The 15,868-nt window shown below is 59.4% G+C and carries 18 protein-coding genes; all 18 read left to right on the top strand.

Translation table 11 applies throughout. The features are described 5' to 3' along the window. Positions 1–3: 3 nt before the first annotated feature. The 18 genes from AC3ITY_RS19065 to AC3ITY_RS18980 all read left to right on the top strand — a co-directional run bounded on the left by AC3ITY_RS19065 (position 4) and on the right by AC3ITY_RS18980 (position 15,786). Complete coding sequence (locus AC3ITY_RS19065) at positions 4–450, top strand: hypothetical protein (RefSeq protein ID WP_223464334.1); 447 nt, start codon at positions 4–6, stop codon at positions 448–450. An 822-nt stretch (positions 451–1,272) separates the two neighbouring features. Next, entirely contained in the window at positions 1,273–1,596 is a 324-nt protein-coding gene (locus AC3ITY_RS19060; protein ID WP_151213748.1) for a phage holin family protein, read from the top strand. A gap of 81 nt (positions 1,597–1,677) precedes the next feature. Continuing rightward, on the top strand, positions 1,678–2,418 hold the full coding sequence (locus AC3ITY_RS19055) for a hypothetical protein (RefSeq protein WP_489304368.1): 741 nt from the start codon (positions 1,678–1,680) through the stop codon (positions 2,416–2,418). 161 nt (positions 2,419–2,579) lie between these two features. Continuing rightward, entirely contained in the window at positions 2,580–3,134 is a 555-nt protein-coding gene (locus tag AC3ITY_RS19050) for a terminase small subunit (protein ID WP_008015854.1), read from the top strand. Further along, entirely contained in the window at positions 3,097–5,178 is a 2,082-nt protein-coding gene (locus AC3ITY_RS19045) for a phage terminase large subunit family protein (RefSeq protein ID WP_489304367.1), read from the top strand. The genes AC3ITY_RS19050 and AC3ITY_RS19045 overlap by 38 nt, the downstream gene beginning before the upstream one ends. Next, positions 5,169–5,381, top strand: coding sequence for a DUF6148 family protein (locus tag AC3ITY_RS19040; protein WP_489304366.1), 213 nt, complete (start codon positions 5,169–5,171; stop codon positions 5,379–5,381). The genes AC3ITY_RS19045 and AC3ITY_RS19040 overlap by 10 nt, the downstream gene beginning before the upstream one ends. After that, positions 5,378–6,922 (top strand): phage portal protein, encoded by a 1,545-nt coding sequence (locus AC3ITY_RS19035; protein WP_353740887.1) that lies wholly within the window; start codon positions 5,378–5,380, stop codon positions 6,920–6,922. The genes AC3ITY_RS19040 and AC3ITY_RS19035 overlap by 4 nt, the downstream gene beginning before the upstream one ends. Then, positions 6,861–8,969: a ClpP-like prohead protease/major capsid protein fusion protein gene (locus AC3ITY_RS19030; RefSeq protein WP_489304365.1), complete on the top strand. Its 2,109-nt coding sequence runs from the start codon at positions 6,861–6,863 to the stop codon at positions 8,967–8,969. The genes AC3ITY_RS19035 and AC3ITY_RS19030 overlap by 62 nt, the downstream gene beginning before the upstream one ends. A gap of 68 nt (positions 8,970–9,037) precedes the next feature. Continuing rightward, positions 9,038–9,358, top strand: a complete 321-nt coding sequence (locus tag AC3ITY_RS19025; RefSeq protein ID WP_489304364.1) for a capsid cement protein — start codon at positions 9,038–9,040, stop codon at positions 9,356–9,358. After that, positions 9,355–9,720: a head-tail joining protein gene (locus AC3ITY_RS19020; protein ID WP_423504740.1), complete on the top strand. Its 366-nt coding sequence runs from the start codon at positions 9,355–9,357 to the stop codon at positions 9,718–9,720. The genes AC3ITY_RS19025 and AC3ITY_RS19020 overlap by 4 nt, the downstream gene beginning before the upstream one ends. Then, positions 9,713–10,264, top strand: coding sequence for a hypothetical protein (locus AC3ITY_RS19015; protein WP_414924839.1), 552 nt, complete (start codon positions 9,713–9,715; stop codon positions 10,262–10,264). The genes AC3ITY_RS19020 and AC3ITY_RS19015 overlap by 8 nt, the downstream gene beginning before the upstream one ends. Further along, on the top strand, positions 10,231–10,791 hold the full coding sequence (locus AC3ITY_RS19010) for a phage baseplate assembly protein V (protein WP_489304363.1): 561 nt from the start codon (positions 10,231–10,233) through the stop codon (positions 10,789–10,791). Before AC3ITY_RS19015 ends, AC3ITY_RS19010 begins: the two co-directional genes overlap by 34 nt. A 56-nt stretch (positions 10,792–10,847) precedes the next feature. Beyond that, positions 10,848–11,069, top strand: a complete 222-nt coding sequence (locus tag AC3ITY_RS19005; RefSeq protein WP_353740881.1) for a hypothetical protein — start codon at positions 10,848–10,850, stop codon at positions 11,067–11,069. 13 nt (positions 11,070–11,082) lie between these two features. Then, entirely contained in the window at positions 11,083–11,409 is a 327-nt protein-coding gene (locus AC3ITY_RS19000; RefSeq protein WP_489310938.1) for a GPW/gp25 family protein, read from the top strand. Continuing rightward, complete coding sequence (locus tag AC3ITY_RS18995; protein ID WP_489304362.1) at positions 11,406–12,284, top strand: baseplate assembly protein; 879 nt, start codon at positions 11,406–11,408, stop codon at positions 12,282–12,284. The genes AC3ITY_RS19000 and AC3ITY_RS18995 overlap by 4 nt, the downstream gene beginning before the upstream one ends. Before the next feature lies 1 nt (position 12,285). Beyond that, the gene (locus AC3ITY_RS18990; RefSeq protein ID WP_489304361.1) at positions 12,286–12,897 is read left to right on the top strand and encodes a phage tail protein I; all 612 of its coding nucleotides are present in this window, start codon (positions 12,286–12,288) and stop codon (positions 12,895–12,897) included. Continuing rightward, positions 12,890–15,199, top strand: a complete 2,310-nt coding sequence (locus tag AC3ITY_RS18985) for a phage tail-collar fiber domain-containing protein (RefSeq protein ID WP_489304360.1) — start codon at positions 12,890–12,892, stop codon at positions 15,197–15,199. The genes AC3ITY_RS18990 and AC3ITY_RS18985 overlap by 8 nt, the downstream gene beginning before the upstream one ends. Further along, complete coding sequence (locus AC3ITY_RS18980; RefSeq protein WP_489304359.1) at positions 15,199–15,786, top strand: hypothetical protein; 588 nt, start codon at positions 15,199–15,201, stop codon at positions 15,784–15,786. Before AC3ITY_RS18985 ends, AC3ITY_RS18980 begins: the two co-directional genes overlap by 1 nt. The last annotated feature ends 82 nt before the right edge of the window (positions 15,787–15,868 follow it).

Genomic DNA, 15,868 nt, shown 5'->3' with positions numbered 1-15,868 from the left:
AATATGTCTTGGTCGGTGAAGGTGGAGCGGGAAGCGAAGAGGAGACTGGTACTTGAAAAGTGGGTAGAGCATGTTGCTCAAGCTAAAGCTGCTGGCGAGAAACCTAATAAGCGTAAGTTTATTATGGACTCAAAAGGCGAACCATACGAAACCAACATTACCAGCCTCAATAGTTGGATTGATAAGTACGCTATCCATTCTTCTGGCACCTCCAGGACTGGTGCAGCAAATACCAAAGAAGCCAGTACATCTTACGTCAACTCTGTAGCTGCCCTTGAAGACGACTTCAAAACGTTTCTTACTGAGCGACGGCAGTCTGAAAATCTCTACCGCTTGGACTTCTGCAGAGGACAGCAGAAATTGTTACGTGCTCTGCTGGCAGAAATTGATAGGCAGATTCTTGAGTTGGAGACCAAGCTAGCCTCGAAGCCCAAAGAGCGCCGTCAATGAGATTTACACCCGCTGGCACACCCCGTGCGACGCGATAACCCTGACCAAGTTCTACACTTGGTAGAGCGTCTAACCACAACCGTTAAAAAACGATTTTAGTCACACTCCATACATCGTTCTACCTCAGTGCATTGCTGCCTTCGCTGGTATCGAGGGCAATGAAGAGGTGCAACGCGTGGTTATGCTCGCTTTGCGTTTTGTAACGCTGCCGTGCTTGTGAAGCTGATCCTCCCCACAACCGATTTGCCGTCACTCTGTCCACCGTCCGCTACTGGCCGATTCTGTTGAAAAAGTCGGTGCTTCCAGACTGCCCCTTACTGACCGCTGAAAACGCCTTTTTTGCGCGTCGCTATGCGAAATCTGAGCCCCGAATCCTCTGCTCAAAGTAAAGATTTCAATCTCAAGCGCGTACTTTTCTACTGTGGAAACGATGGCCGACTTTTTCAACAGAATCGGCCGGTTGCCGCCTGTCGCGCAGGACTAACGTGCGTTGTTTTCTGTCCATCATGGTTAAAGCATGATGGGCAAATTCCATGCATCTGATGGTTAGATCGAATGTAATCGTGTGGTCAAGTTGGGTGCAATTTCGCATACGCTGCGAAAAACCTTTTCCGCGCGGAATAGACCTGCTTTTATAGCAGCGTGTATTGCTGTGAACGCAGCGAAACGCCTTTCAAGAACCCGACCATTGAGTCGGGGTTTTTGTACCCTTTTATAAGCCCTGCCATCGAGCGGGGCTTTTTCGTTTTCGGCCCTATGCCTGGCTCTTTGCTCCGAGCGGATGACAGTGACATGGAGGCCGGACCTATTCGAGGACTATAGATGAACACAGAGCATCAGGCTCTCGCCGATGTGCCCCTTTGGCTGTTGGTATTGTTGAGCATGGCCGGTTTGTCTGGGGAGATGTTGAGAGCCTCAGGTTCTGACCTTGGTCTTCGACAGATCCTCCAGCGTGTTGCGCTGCGTTTTCTTGCGTCTGGCCTGTTGGGTATGGCCACGCTGCTGCTCGCGATGGCGCTGTGGAGCAACTTTTATCTTGCCGCCGGCTTGGGCATCGTAATCGCGGTCATCGGTGCTGATGTAACCGGCGGTTTGTACACCCAGTTTCTGGCCAGGAAAGCTGGTATCAACTCCCGTAATTCATAGCGAGGTAAAACAGTGATGGCCTGCTATGACTCGCTCAACGGACCGCCAGACAGCTATGGCACGGCTACCGCGGAAAACTAAATGGTCAAAATCAAAATCACACCCGACATGCTGCCCGTGTCCGAGGCGCTGCTGGAGCTGGAGAAAAAGCACATTCCGCATGTGCTGACCCTGACCGCTACGCGCTTGGCCCGGCGGGTGAAGAACGGTGAACTGGCCGTCATGGCGCAGCGCTTGGACCGGCCAACCCGAACCACGATGAACAGCTTGTTCGTCAAAATGGCCACCAAAAGCAAGCCGGCCGAAGTGTATTTCAAGGACACTTGGACCTCTGGCATTCCCGCTGATACCTACCTTCAGCAAACTGTCAGAGGCGGGCCACGTCCGCATAAGCGCTTTGAAAAGGCCCTGATTGCTCGCGGATTTATGAAGTCCAGCCAGTTCGCGATCCCTAACTCCAACGTGCTCGACAAGCATGGCAACGTTTCCCGAGGAACGATGACCCGGATCTTGTCGGGCTTGGGTGCCGCCGAAACATCGCGTGGCTACCAAGCCAATGCCTCGAACAGCAAGCGCAGTCAGCGCAAGGGTAATGCCAAGAGCTATTTCTCCGGGATTGTCGGGGGAACGGCCGGTGTGTGGGAGCGCAAAGAGACGGCGTTCGGCGATGCCGTCAGGCCGATATTTGTCTTCAGCCGGAGCGCGCCGATGTACCGCACGATCTTCCCGTTCTTCAAGATCGCCAACAACATCGTCAAGGCCAACTACAGCGCCGAGTTCCGCGGTGCATTTGCCGATGCAATGGCCACCGCCAAGCCCTGACAGAGAGCAAGAAAGGCTGCTTCTGTGCCTGTATTGCTTGACTTGTTTTCCCGGCACGAATTTAACGGGTCCTCCCGAGGGGGTGGGGGCTAGGGGGTAATTCGGGCCCCGCTGCTTCGCTATGTATGACCCATTTTTGAATCGAGGTTGTTGTTTAGTCCATGGCCAATCCGACCATCTCCCGCGAGCCTCATTGGCTGAACAAATCGCGCATGGCTACCAGCCTCGGCATCACGACTCAGGCCTTTGATAAATGGGGCGTTCAGCCTGTTGCGAAGATCGGCCGCGATGTCTTCTATGACGTCCGGTCTGTGCTGGATAACCGGCTCAAGCATCAGGTGACAAAAGACCAACCTGTCGACGACAACGGTGATCCGATCGATCCGCTCATTGAATACAAACAGGCGCAGCAAAAACTGAGACTGACAACTGAGCAGGCGGACGCTCAGGAAATGCGCAACAAGGTGAAGGCCAAAAAGCTGGTACCGGTCGATTTTTGCTTGTTCGCATTGTCTCGCCTGAGTGCAAAGCTCGGGTCAACCCTCGACACCGTGCACTTGAAGGTTAAACGCAAGTGCCCCGACATCGAGGTGCGTCACCTTGAGGCGATCCAGCGCGAAGTCGCCGTGACGCGTAACGATGCGGTCGGCTTGGCTGATCTTTTGCCGGAGTTGCTTGATGAGTTTGTCGACACCTTGGATGAGGGCGCTGGTTGAGGGTGTCCGCAAGGGGCTCGCCGGGCTCTACAAAGAGCCGCCGCGCACAGCGGTTGAATGGGCCGATGAGCATTTCTATCTGTCGTCCGAGTCGTCCTATCAGGAAGGCGATTGGACGACAGCGCCTTTTCAGGTCGCGATTCTCAACGCAATGGGCAACGACCTGATCCGTGAGGTCAACGTGCTGAAATCGGCGCGGGTTGGCTACACCAAAATGCTGGTGGCCAACATGGGCTACAAGGTCCAGCACAAGAAACGCAACGTCATCGTCTGGTGCCCAACCGATGGCGACGCTGACGGCATGATGAAGCGGCACATCGAAACGATGATTCGGGACAGTCCTGTGGTGCGCGCTTTGGCGCCTTGGTATGGGGTGAAGCATCGCGATAACACACTGGATGAAAAACGGTTCGATAACGCCAAGATGCTTTGGTGCCTGGGTGGTACGGCGGCAAAAAACTACCGGGAGAAAAGCCCGGATGAAGTGATCTATGACGAATTATCGAAGTTCAATGCGGACATCGAGGGCGAGGGGGCTCCGACCATTCTTGGCGACAAGCGCCTGGAAGGTGCCACGTTCAAAAAGTCCATACGCGGATCGACCCCGACGACAGTGGTTGTCGCTGACGACAATGAGGAAACCTCGGGGGAGGGCTGCCAGATCACGCGGGCGGCGAACGATTCCCCGCACTTTCTGCGCTTCAATATCAAGTGCCCGTGCTGCGGTACCGAGCAATATCTAAAGTGGGGCGACCCGGCTACGCCGTTCGGTATCAAGTGGGCCGTGGATGAGCTGGGGCAGGTGATTAAGGCCTGGTACCTGTGCGAGTCCGGCCATGGCTGTACCTTCGAATATCATGAAATGGTCGCGGCATCCGTCAACGGCCGCTACATCTGCGAGCGGACCGGCATCTGGACGCGCGACGGCATGGCCTGGTTCAGCGCTGCAGACGAGTCGATACAGCCGCCGCGTTCGGTAACTTTCCATATCTGGACGGTGTACTCGGAGTTTGTGACCTGGGCCGAAGTCGTCACGGAATGGCTCAAGATCAAGAAGGATCGGGGCAAGCTCAAAACCTTCGTCAACACCACCCTGGGCGAAGCATGGGAAGAGGACCAAGGCGAGCAGTTGGAATGGCAGCAGCTGCACGCGCGCCGGGAGATCTACCCGCAAGTGCCTGCTAAAGCGGTTGCCCTGTTCGGCGGTATTGATACCCAAGACGACCGCTATGAAGGCCGGGTCTGGGCGTTTGGCGCGGGTGAGGAAGCGTGGCTGGTCCATAAGTTCGTGCTTCAAGGTGACCCGGGCAGCATCGAGCTACGGGCCAAGGTCGGCATCGAGATCCATAAGACCTTCACCCGGGTGGATGGCACGGTGATGGGCGTGGAGCGTTGGTGTTGGGACCAGGGTGGTCACTATTGCGATGAAGTACGTGAGGAATGCATCAAGCACGGCACCCAGTGGGTGATCCCAGTATTTGGTGCCTCGACCTACGGCAAGCCGATTGCGACCTGGCCGCGTAAGAAAACTAAGGTCAAAGGGGGACGTGCCTACCTGGTCGAAGTGGGTACCGACAATGCCAAAGAGCTGATTTATGGCCGCCTCAAGATGCAGCCGGACGGTTCGGGTGCGCCTGTGCCTGGCTGTATCCACCTGCCTGCTAACGAGATGATTTGCGGCGAGGACGAGTTGCGGCAACTGACTGCCGAGCGCCGCAAGTGGGTGATCGTCAAACACCAACGCGTCCAGCGCTGGGACGCAGGCGGGCGACGAAACGAAGCGCTCGATTGCCTGGTGTACGCCTTGGCGGCGTTACGCATAACGCAGCAGCGCTTTGGCATGAATCTCGACCTGCTCGCGCAGCAGTTGCCGTCAGGCACCTGGACTGTGCCGATGAGTCACGAGCAGAAAAGCAAACCGGCCACCGTTGCCGCTCTGACACCGGCCACGGTGTCGGTACCTGAGGTAGAGCCTGAACATTCACCCGACCAGCCCGCCGAGTTGGGCGGCTGGCTTAATACAGGACAAGGCGCATGGCTATAACCGCTCAAGACATGGTGGACCGCTATCTGGAGGCCGAACTGGCCATCCTGCTGGGCAAGGAAATCCTCTTTAACGGTCGCAAGCTGATCATGGATGACCTGGAAGAAATCCGCGCCGGCCGACTGGAATGGGAGCGCCGGGTACGAGCGCAACAGTCAGCGGCGGCGGGGCAGCCGCCGTACGCCCTGGCGACATTCCGATGAACCTGCTGGATCGCGTGCTGGCCCCGGTGTTTCCGGGGCTGGTGGCTGAACGTCTGCATGCCCGTCACAAGATCATGGCCTTTGAAGCCGCGCAGATGACTCGCACGCATCAGGCCAAGAAACAATCTGCTAGCGCGGACCGCTCGCTGCAGCGTTCGGCGCGTTCCCTGCGCGAGCAATGCCGCAAGCTGGACGAAGACCACGACATCGTTACTGGTTTGTTCGATCGCCTGGAAGAGCGCGTGGTGGGCGGCATGGGCATCGCGGTCGAGCCGTTTCCCTTGAGCTACGCAGGGGAAGTGCACTTGGAGTTTGCGGCGCAGATCAAGGCCCGCTGGGCCGAATGGTCGTTGCACCCGGAAACGTCCGGCGAGCTGTCCCGCCCGCAGATGGAGCGACAGGTGTGCCGTACCTGGCTGCGCGATGGCGAAGCCTTGGCGCAGAAGCTCAAGGGGCGAGTGCCCAGCTATGAGCATTTGAACGTGGTGCCCTTCGCCCTGGAGTTGTTGGAGCCGGATTATCTGCCGTGGGAATACAACGATGAAGCCAAGGGCATTGTGCAGGGGATCGAGCGCAATCAGTGGCGCAGGGTCCGTGCCTATCACCTGGTCAAGCATCACCCCGGGCACGCCGCCGGTTACCAACTGACCCTGGCCACCAAGCGTGTGCCAGCCGAGCAGATGATTCACATCGCGCACCGAAAGCGCATCGGTCAGAACCGCGGGCAGCCGCTGCTACATGCCGTGCTAGTCCGCCTGGCGGACATCAAGGATTACGAGGAAAGCGAACGGGTCGCCGCCCGCATCAGCGCGGCGCTGGCCATGTACATCAAGAAAGGGACGCCGGACGACTACACCGCACCGTCTGCCGTGAATGGTCAGAGCGTCAGCGCCCGCAGCATTCCCATCGGTCCAGGCATGGTGTTCGACGGCCTGCTGCCCGGCGAAGACGTCGGCATGATCGAAAGTAATCGGCCCAACCCCTTTCTGGAAGGCTTTCGCAACGGTCAGCTCAAGGCCGTGGCCGCCGGCACCCGGGGCACCTACTCCAGTGTGGCGCGAAGTTACGACGGCACCTATTCCGCACAGCGTCAGGAGCTCGTCGAGGGGCAGGCGGGTTATGACCTGCTGCAGCACGAATTTATCGACTACTGGAGTCGCCCGGTCTATCGCGAATGGCTGCACATGGCGATCGCCAGTGGGGTGATCCAAGTGCCGGTCGACGTCGATCCGGACACGGTGTTTGGCGCGATTTACCAAGGGCCGGTGATGCCTTGGATCAACCCGATCCATGAGGCCAATGCCTGGAAGATCCTGGTCGAGGCCGGCTTTGCCGACGAGTCGGAAGTGGCGCGGGCGCGGCAGCGCAATCCGCAGGAACTCAAGCGTTCCCGGGCTTCGGAAATCAAAACCAACCGGGAGCAGGGACTGGTCTTCAGTTCGGACTTCTATCACGAGATTTATGGAAAAACGCAAACCGATGAACAGCCAAAAAAACCTGTCGTTGATGAGGCCGAGAGCCTCGATAACCCCGACGAATAAACCCGGCGAAAGCTGGTACTCACTGAGCGCCGCGCTGCAACGCGGGGTGGTCGAGGTGATGCTGTATGACGAAATTGGCGCGTGGGGCATTACGGCCAAACAGTTCGCCCGCGATCTGGCCGCCATGGGCGATGTGTCTCAGATCAACCTGCACATCCACTCGCCGGGTGGTGACGTGTTTGAAGGGACCACCATGTACAACCTGCTGCGCGGCCATTCGGCCCGGGTCGTGGTGTACATCGACGGTCTCGCCGCTTCGATGGCCAGCGTGGTCGCCATGGCCGGCGATGAAATCAACATGCCGGCCAACGCAATGATGATGATTCACAAGCCGTGGGGTGGTCAGGTCGGTGATGCCGATGCCATGCGCGAGTACGCCGATTTACTCGACAAAGTCGAGAGCACGCTGATTCAGGCGTACATGCGCAAGTCAGGCAAATCGATCGAGGACATCCAGGTGTTGCTCAAGGCTGAAACCTGGATGGATGGCAACGAAGCGGTGGCCGCCGGTTTCGCTGACAAGGTGCTTGATCCGTTCAAGGCGGCTGCTCAACTCACTTCAAAACGAATGCAGGAGTTCACCAATATGCCTACCTCGGCAAAAAATCTGTTCGATCCGCGGGCTTCCGCTCCAACCCCAGCACCGACCCCAACCCCAACCCCAACCCCAACCCCAGCGCCAACTCCGGCACCGGCGGTCGATCCGGCGCCGGTCGCGCTGACCCTGGATCAAATGCGCGCCCAGGTCATGGCGGCGGACGGTGCTCGCCGTACGGCGATCAATGCCGCGTTCTGTGGCTCGCTGGTCACCAGCCACACCGAGCTGCTCAACACCTGCCTCAATGACCTGAGCTGTACGGCTGAGATGGCGCGGGAAAAACTGCTGGTTGCGCTGGGCTCGACCACAACCCCAACGGGTGGACCTCACCACCATGGCCACATTAGCAACGGCAACTTGGTTGGCGATTCGGTGCGCGCCTCGCTGGCCGGTCGTTTGGGGCAGGCGGAAAACCAGAAAGACAACGCCTATAACCACATGAGCCTGCGCGAGCTGGCCCGCGCCTCGCTGCATGATCGCGGCATTCTAGTGGCCACCCTTGATCCGATGGCTATGGTCGGCTTGGCGTTCACCCATGACTCCAGCGACTTTGGCAACATCCTGGTGGACAGCGCCGCCAAATCGGTCCTGCTCGGCTGGGACGAGGCGCCAGAGACCTATCACTTGTGGACCAAAAAGGGCCGCTTGAGTGACTTCAAGGTGGCGTCCCGGGTCGGCATGGGGGCGTTTCCGAGCCTGCGCGAAGTTCGCCCAGGGGCTGAATACAAGTACATCACCACCAATGACCGCGGCGAAAAAATCCGCCTGGCAACCTACGGTGAGATGTTCAGCATCACCCGGCAGGCGATCATCAACGATGACCTCGACCAGTTGAGCACAGTGCCTTACAACATGGGTCTGGCCGCGCGCGGCACCATCGGCGATCTGGTCTATGACACGCTGATTCATTCGCCGGTGATGAGCGATGGCAAAGCGCTGTTCGATGTCGAGCGCAACAACCTGTTCTCCGGTACTGGCGCCAATATGTCGATTGAGGCGCTGAGCAAGGCCAAGACCGCCATGGCCTTGCAGAAAACCGAGGTCGAGGGTGGCAAGGCCCGCACCCTGAACATTCGCCCGGCGTTTGTCCTGGTGCCGGTGGCGCTGGAAGACAAGACCAACCAACTGATCCGCTCGGCGTCGGTGCCTGGCGTCGACACCAATGCTGGCATCGACAACCCGATCCGCAATTTCGCCACGGTGATCGCCGAGCCACGCCTGGACGATGATTCGCCGGTCACCTGGTATGAGGCCGCCCGCCAAGGTGCTGACACCATCGAAGTCGCTTACCTGGACGGCGTTGAACAGCCCTACATGGAGCAGCAGCAGGGTTTCACCATTGATGGCGTGACGAGCAAGGTGCGGATCGATGCCGGGGTCGCGGCGCTGGATTATCGCGGTCTGAACAAGTCAGTCGGTGTGGTGCCACCTGCGAAAGCCAGCCGTTAACGGTTGAATAGTTCCCTAAGCCCCCCGCCGCGAGCGGGGGTTGTTGTTTCTGTACAGGAGAAATTCGCATGTCAAAGAATTATTCGGGTCCCGGCAGCACGCTGACTTTTATGGCTCCAGACGGTGGCGCGACGGCGGGGGTGCCGTTGGTGCTGGTTGATACGGTGGTCATCCCGATCGCCAGTGGCGTGGCGGGTGACGTCTTGGTCGGCCATCTCGACGGCGTCTGGCGTCTGCCTGCCGATGCAGCGCTGCTGCAGGGGCAAAAGGTGGCTCTGCAAGCAGGCGTGCTGGTTGATCCGCTCACGGCCACCGGCGATTTGGTGTCATTCGGCAAGCTGATGAGCGCTCCGGCTGGCGGTATTGCCGAAGCGTTGTTGATCCAGTGACAACGCTGGGTCGCTTTCGTGACGTCACGGCTCGAATGGATGCAGTGCTGGTCGATCGCTTAGGCGATCGCGCCATCAAGCCGGACGGCCTACCGCTGTCCGGTGCGTTCTTCTCGCCCTTTGTCGGTGCGGATGTAGGCGGTAAATCGAAGAGCGTGCGCCTGGGCAATGCCATCGTGACGGATAACGTCCTGGCGCCGACCTTCGCCGCCCGTGTGGTGGATGCGGTTGGCATCGAGAAAGACACCTTTCTTACCATCGATCTACCGGTGGAGCAGGGTGGTGGTCGTTACAAGGTCAGCAAGCGCGAGCCGGACGGCGCCGGCATGGTCACTTTCATACTGAGTTTGAACAATGGATGAGCTGACGACCTTACACAATGCGATCGAGGCGACGTTCCGCGCCGGGTTGCCGTCGGTGGTGAGCGTCGAAGCGTTCCCCGAACTGAATGCTGAAGTCGGTCTGCCGGCAGTGTTGTTTGCCCTGACGGAAATCGGCGAAGCACCCGACAATGGCAGCGGAAAAACCTCCCTGAGTGGCCGCTTTCAGGTGTGCATCATGGTCGATTCCACCATCAGCAAAGCGGCCTTGCAGGCGGCCATTCTGGCTGCCGAGATCAGCAAGATTTTGCGCGGGCAGTATTGGGGGCTGGACTTTGTCGAAGAGGTGCAGGAGGTGCGTGCATTCCCGGACGACTCGATGCCTGAGCTGGCGCAGTTTGTGGTTTGGATCGTTGAGTGGAAACAGGTGTTCCAGATCGGCGAAACCGAATGGTTATGGGCGGTCGAGCCGCCCGGTTCCCTGTACCTGAACGTCGATGGCTGCACCGGTACCGGCAATGAAGATCACTACTTTCAGCCGGAGGATCTGGCATGGGATACGCCAGCGCCGAACACGACCGGATGATTGCCGCGATGCTGATACCTTGCGTTGTGGTCGGCATCGATCTGATGGCCGGCCGGGTGCGGGTCAAGGCCGGAACCTGGGTCAGTGCCTGGGTGCGTTGGCACAGCCTGGCAGCCGGTAAGGCCCGTCATTGGCGCGCGCCAAGCCTGAATGAGCAGGGCGCGCTGTTCAGCCCGAGCGGTGATCCGGCCATGGGCACCTTTATCCCGGGACTGTATGGCAATGCCGGGGCCCCACCGGACAACCGCGATCACGTCGAGGCCTGGTATTTCGACGATGGCGGCTCACTGGTCTACGACTGGCAAGCCGGCAGCTACAGCATCGCGTTACCCGACGGCAGCAGCGCGACCATCACGGTCGGTGGCTCGCAGTTTGAAGTGACGCCGGCTCAAGTCCGGGTGACGGCCAGCCAGATCACCCTGGCGGGTGAGGTAAACATCGACGGTGCGCTGAGCGTATCCGGCGACATCAGCGGTGCCGGCACGATCATGGATGCCGGAGGCAACAGCAGCAACCACTCGCATTGAGTGAACATTCACCTTCAGTCCGCCGCGTGCGGATTTTTTATACCTGGAGTAAATCCATGACAAGCAAAACCAAGGAAGTATCAGCCGCCAGTGAGGCGCCCGCGCCGGCCACGCTGAGCCTCTTTCGTGACACGCTGTATACCTCGCGGGTGCTGATTCTGCTGGAGGCCGAGCGCACCTTGAAAGTGGAAAAAGGGCAGGTCGCGGTGGCCTCGGATGACACGGTCGCGATCGAGTATTTGCATGGCCGCAAGGATTTTGTCGCGGTCGAGGGCTGATCCCATGATCGGGATGATCGGACTGGACCGCCGCACCGGCCAACTCATTTCCGGCCTCGATCACCTGCGCCAGTCCATCGAGGACATCTTGTCCACGCCCTTGGGCAGCCGACGCATGCGCCCGGAGTACGGCAGCAAGCTACGGCGCTTTGTCGACCTGCCAGTCAATGACGGCTGGAAAAGCGCCGTGCAGGCCGAGGTGGCCAGCACGCTGGGCCGTTGGGAGCCACGCCTGAAGCTGGGCCGGGTGCGCGCCGTGGCCATCCTCGAAGGGCGTATCACATTTGAGCTGACCGGGCAGTACCTGGGTAGCGACGTGACTTTGGAGGTGTCCGCATGACCATGGAACTGGCGGCCCTGCCGCCGCCGCAAGTGCTGGAGGACCTCGACTTTGAGGAGGTTTACCAGGAGAAACTGGAAGCCTTCCGCCTGAGCATGGGCGACAACTGGAGCGCGGAACTGGAGAGCGACCCGGTACTCAAGCTGATCGAGCAGGCGGCGTACGGCGCATTGCAGAACCGGGCGCGGGTCAACGACGCCGGCAAGGCCTTGCTGTTGGCCCATGCCGAGCGTGCCGACCTCGATCACCTGGCCGCCAACGTCAACCTGCAGCGCCTGGTGATTCAGGCGGGAGACCCGAGCACGGTACCACCGACGTCGCAGGTGCTCGAAGAGGACGATGCCCTGCGCGAGCGGGTGCAGCTGTCGTATGAGGGGCTGACCACGGCGGGGCCGCGTAACAGCTACATCCTGCATGCGCGCAACGCCTCGGGTCTGGTGGCCGATGCTACGGCGGAAAGCCCGTCGCCGGCCGTGGTGGTGGTCACCGTGCTCAGCCTGGAAGGTAGCGGCGCCGCCTCGCCGGAATTGCTGGAAGAGGTCCGCTTGCACCTCAATGACGAGGACGTGCGGCCGGTAGCCGACCGCCTCACGGTGCAGAGCGCCGTGGTCATCGATTACCGCATTGAAGCGGTGTTGTATCCGCAGGCACCCGGCCCGGAGAACGAAGCCTACCTGGCCGAAAGCCAGAAACGCCTGAGCGAGTGGATCAACCCGCGCCGTCGCCTAGGGTTGGAAGTCGCGCGCTCGGGGATCGATGCGCAATTGCATATTCCCGGCATCGCCCGGGTTGAGCTGCTGGGCTGGACCGACATCAAACCGAGCAAAGCTGAGGCGGCGTATTGCACGGGTTATAGCGTGACGCTGGGGGCCTGACATGAGCAGCCAGTTACCGCTCAACAGCACGCCGCTGGAGCTGGCCGTGGAAGCGGCCAATTACGAAAACACGTTGATCCCGCTGCGCAGTTTGTACAACGCCGACACCTGCCCCGAGCACTTGTTGCCGTACCTCGCCTGGGCCTGGTCAGTGGACCGCTGGAACAACAACTGGACACAGGAAGCCAAGCGCACGGCGATCCGTTCGGCGTACGACGTGCATGCACGCAAAGGCACCATCGGTTCGCTGCGTCGGGTGGTCGAGCCCCTGGGCTATCTGATCGATGTCGTGGAATGGTTCGACACCGTGCCGGAAGGCGTGCCCGGTACATTCGCTCTGGAGGTTGGGCTGAATGACGCCGGCATCACCGAGGAACTGTACGAGGAGCTGGCGTGGCTGATCGACGACGCCCGTCCGGTCAGCCGGCACATGACCAACCTGGCGCTCAGTCTGCAGACTGAGGGCGTGCTGGGCATTGCCGTGTGCGTGCAAGAAGGCGAAGAGATCGACGTGTACCCGCCGACCCCGAAAGACATCGACGTGACCGGCACCTTTGGCCCGGCGCTCTGCATCGATGAAACCGATACTTTGGACGTTTATCCCTATGATTGATAAGACCAGTCAGTTTTTTGCCATTCTCACGGCGGTCGGTGAAGCCAAACACGCTAATGCCATCGCCATGGGCCTGGACTGGATGTTTACCGAAATGGGCCTGGGCGATGCCAACGGTACCGACCCGATTCCCGACCGCCTGCAAACCCAGTTGATCAATGAATGGCGCCGGGCGCCGATCAACCAAATCCGGGTCGATCCGGCCAACCCCAACACGGTGATCACCGAACAAATCATCCCACCCGAAGTCGGCGGTGAGTGGATTCGCGAAATCGGCCTCTACGATGTCGACGGCGACCTGGTGGCGGTGGCCAACTGCGCGCCGAGCTATAAACCTTTGCTGGATCAAGGCAGTGGCAAAACCCAAGTGGTGCGGATGAACTTCATTGTCAGCAGCTCGGCGAACATCGTGCTGAAGATTGACCCGGCCGTCGTGCTGGCCACGCGTGAATACGTGGACCTGGCTATCAGTGAGGCGCTGGCCAAGCTGGATCAAAAACAGTCAGCGCTGGTGGCGGCCACGGTCCCCATCACCCTGAGCAATGTGCAGACCATCGATGACGTGGCCGTGGTCGTCGGTGACCGCGTGCTGGTGACCGCCCAGGCAGAAGCCCAGGACAACGGCCTGTATGTGGTCAGCGCCGACAGCTGGACGCGGGCCACCGATGCCGACAACAGCCTGGAAGTGACCCCGGGGTTGTTCATCCACATCGAGCAGGGCACGACCAATGGCGACAGCCTCTGGCAGTTGGTCACCGACGCGCCGATCACCCTCGGCACCACCGGTTTGCAGTTTGAAATGATCGCAGGCGGCAGTCGGGGCGGTGTGGGCACGTTTCGCAGTGTCACCGTCGATGCCCTTGGGCGTGTGATCGCTGGCTCCAACCCGACCACCCTAGCCGGCTACGGCATCACCGATGCCCTGGCGGTGAGTGAAAACCTGGGCGATGTTGCGGATGTGGTCGAGGCTCGGAATAACCTCGGGCTGGGCACCGCCGCGACCGCTGCTGTGCAGGTCCATCTGCACGATGAAACGCCTGATACGCTGATGAAGGTCGGAGCGTTCGGCTGGGGCGGGCCCGCCTATGCGGTCAGTGATGTTGACATCGGTGGCTTGAACGCGGAGACGGCCCTCTATTTCATCAGCAATGGCATAGGAGGGCCAGGAGGCGGGATCTACGAGGGTTGGGTTCGCGTCTCGGCGATTACACCAGGTCAATACGCCTTTCAGGAGATCTATGGGAATGCCGACCACACCCTACACCGCCGGGCCTTGACTGCCGGTGTTTGGGGCGAATGGGAAAGCATCTGGGACTCAACCAATCTGGTTAAACAAATCTACCCCCAAGATGACACGCCAGGCCGCGTATTGCTCACGGGGGCTTATGGCATCGGTCACGGGGGGATTGTCCTTCCCGACGGCACCGATCTAAACACAGTCACCACCGTGGGTATTTACCGAGTGAACCCCGGCCCGAACGTTCCAGAGGGCGGTCAATTCTCCCCCATGCTGGTTGCGGTCAGTCAAGACACCCTCTGGCAACAAATCATCAGCTATAACAGCGGTACAACTCTTACTCGTGGCGGTGTTCAGACCCCAGAGGGATACGTATTCAGTGCGTGGGTAACGGGCTGGGACACTAGTAACTTTGACCCTGCTGCGTACCAACCTGCGTTGGGCTTCACTCCCGTGCAGCAAGGCGGGGGGGCGGGTCAAGACGCCAATAAAATCTACATCGGCTATCACAACGCCTCGGGTCAAATAAAAGTACAGGTTGATGCGCAGGATTTCGGGCATATCTGGACCCAGAGCAATTTTGATCCTGCTTCCATATTTTCCGTCCCTGTCGGCGTGCCGTTTCCATGGCCAACCGCTACGCCGCCAGCAGAGTGCGTCGTGATGGCTGGTCAGGCGTTCAATGTCGAGTGGTACCCAGCATTGCTGGCCGTGTATCCCAACGGCATCCTGCCAGATCTGCGCGGTGAGTCGATTCGTGGTCTGGATGGTGGGCGCGGAATCGACCCCGACTCTGGGCGCGCCGTGTTGAGCCTTCAACTCGACACGCTACAAAACATGACGGGTGAACTCAGGCTACAAGACGATGATTCGATGTTGCTGGTGAATACCGCGACCGGCGTATTTACGGCTACTGGTTACATGACGAGTGATATACCCGCTGCACCACGAGTCAGTACAACGGGCAACATGTCTGTAACTTTCAATCCATCGGCGGTCGCCCGTGTGAGTACGGAAACCCGTATGCGTAACGTGGCGTACAACTACATCTGCAGGATGTATTGATGACTACTTTAGTGAATGGTTTTTTTGATGAGAGTGGGTGGATCGACGTTTACACGTTCAGTGAAATCACCACCGAATACCTCGGCCAACACGAAACCTATGTCAGCTGTGGCTGCGGTCTCCCGGCGGGCGCCACGTTAGAGGAACCACCGCAAGCCGGGGATGGTGAAGTGGTCGTTTGGAGGGACGAGGCATGGGTGGTGGTGCCCGACTACCGAGGGGTGGCTTACCGCACCACCGATGGTACCGAGGTGACGCATTCGATGCCTGGTGAACTGCCGGCCGAGCTGACGAATTTGCCGCGACCGAGTGCGGCCTATCTCTGGGATGGTCTCGTTTGGGTGCTCGATGCCGCACGCGATCTGGCGCTACAAAGCAGGCGAGAACGATCGTGGATCGAAAATGAACTGCATTGGGCGGGCAGAGAGATCGACAAGCATCTGGATGCTGACCCAGCCGCGCTCAACACGGAGCTGGCTTGGCGCACCTATCGCAACGAGCTGCGGGCCTGGCCTGGATCGTCGGACTTTCCGGTCAGTGATAAACGGCCGCTAAAGCCGGACGGATCGACCAACACCGCGTCCTGACGCCCCGCATTGCCGGGGCGTTTTCTTTTCCGTTACGCGTCACGTCACTCACAGCCTCGCTTATGCGGGGCTTTTTCGTTTC

The sequence above is a fragment of the Pseudomonas sp. GL_091 genome (assembly GCF_057837725.1).
This window is presented reverse-complemented; position numbering and strand designations above follow the sequence as displayed.

Excerpts from the sequence above, each read along its gene's own strand:
- AC3ITY_RS19055 (WP_489304368.1), top strand. The coding sequence starts at position 1,678 with ATGGTCAAAATCAAAATCACACCCGACATGCTGCCCGTGTCCGAGGCG.
- AC3ITY_RS19060 (WP_151213748.1), top strand. The coding sequence starts at position 1,273 with ATGAACACAGAGCATCAGGCTCTCGCCGATGTGCCCCTTTGGCTGTTG.
- AC3ITY_RS19000 (WP_489310938.1), top strand. The coding sequence starts at position 11,083 with ATGATCGGACTGGACCGCCGCACCGGCCAACTCATTTCCGGCCTCGAT.
- AC3ITY_RS19050 (WP_008015854.1), top strand. The coding sequence starts at position 2,580 with ATGGCCAATCCGACCATCTCCCGCGAGCCTCATTGGCTGAACAAATCG.
- AC3ITY_RS18995 (WP_489304362.1), top strand. The coding sequence starts at position 11,406 with ATGACCATGGAACTGGCGGCCCTGCCGCCGCCGCAAGTGCTGGAGGAC.
- AC3ITY_RS19065 (WP_223464334.1), top strand. The coding sequence starts at position 4 with ATGTCTTGGTCGGTGAAGGTGGAGCGGGAAGCGAAGAGGAGACTGGTA.
- AC3ITY_RS19035 (WP_353740887.1), top strand. The coding sequence starts at position 5,378 with ATGAACCTGCTGGATCGCGTGCTGGCCCCGGTGTTTCCGGGGCTGGTG.
- AC3ITY_RS19030 (WP_489304365.1), top strand. The coding sequence starts at position 6,861 with ATGAACAGCCAAAAAAACCTGTCGTTGATGAGGCCGAGAGCCTCGATA.
- AC3ITY_RS19005 (WP_353740881.1), top strand. The coding sequence starts at position 10,848 with ATGACAAGCAAAACCAAGGAAGTATCAGCCGCCAGTGAGGCGCCCGCG.
- AC3ITY_RS18980 (WP_489304359.1), top strand. The coding sequence starts at position 15,199 with ATGACTACTTTAGTGAATGGTTTTTTTGATGAGAGTGGGTGGATCGAC.
- AC3ITY_RS19040 (WP_489304366.1), top strand. The coding sequence starts at position 5,169 with ATGGCTATAACCGCTCAAGACATGGTGGACCGCTATCTGGAGGCCGAA.
- AC3ITY_RS19010 (WP_489304363.1), top strand. The coding sequence starts at position 10,231 with ATGGGATACGCCAGCGCCGAACACGACCGGATGATTGCCGCGATGCTG.
- AC3ITY_RS18990 (WP_489304361.1), top strand. The coding sequence starts at position 12,286 with ATGAGCAGCCAGTTACCGCTCAACAGCACGCCGCTGGAGCTGGCCGTG.
- AC3ITY_RS19025 (WP_489304364.1), top strand. The coding sequence starts at position 9,038 with ATGTCAAAGAATTATTCGGGTCCCGGCAGCACGCTGACTTTTATGGCT.
- AC3ITY_RS18985 (WP_489304360.1), top strand. The coding sequence starts at position 12,890 with ATGATTGATAAGACCAGTCAGTTTTTTGCCATTCTCACGGCGGTCGGT.
- AC3ITY_RS19015 (WP_414924839.1), top strand. The coding sequence starts at position 9,713 with ATGGATGAGCTGACGACCTTACACAATGCGATCGAGGCGACGTTCCGC.
- AC3ITY_RS19045 (WP_489304367.1), top strand. The coding sequence starts at position 3,097 with ATGAGTTTGTCGACACCTTGGATGAGGGCGCTGGTTGAGGGTGTCCGC.